General features: G+C 46.7%; 1 protein-coding gene. It reads right to left on the bottom strand.

Annotated elements, in window-relative coordinates:
• On the bottom strand, window positions 1-349 hold a 349-nt coding region (locus R0J92_RS22050), incomplete at both ends, for a hypothetical protein (protein WP_411053222.1).

Genomic DNA, 349 nt, shown 5'->3' with positions numbered 1-349 from the left:
CCTCAAACAGCGGCTCCGCCTTATTGAAGGTAGTCACCACCATTCCGGCCTCTTCCAGCACACACTGCAAATGCTGCGCCAGCTCAACGTCATCTTCAACAATAACAACACGCTCTGACTGGCTATCCTTTGTCTTAATTAACTGAGCTATAGAGGCAGCAAGTTTTATCATATCTAGTGGCTTGGTAAAGTAATTACTACCTCCACTACGCAAAGCTTGAAGCCTGACGGTAAAATTCTCATCTGTGCCTGTAAATAAAATCGGGCACGTGAAACCTTTTAAGCATTCCTGCCAGAATAGTACCGGATCTTTTTCGAGCACCTCTAACGGCGCAGCACGATGGTCGAC

Origin of the sequence: Tritonibacter sp. SIMBA_163 (assembly GCF_046535935.1) — a bacterium.
Classification (GTDB): domain Bacteria; phylum Pseudomonadota; class Alphaproteobacteria; order Rhodobacterales; family Rhodobacteraceae; genus Epibacterium; species Epibacterium scottomollicae.
The sequence above is the reverse complement of the archived record's forward strand: the minus strand, read 5'-3'. Positions and strand labels throughout refer to the sequence as shown.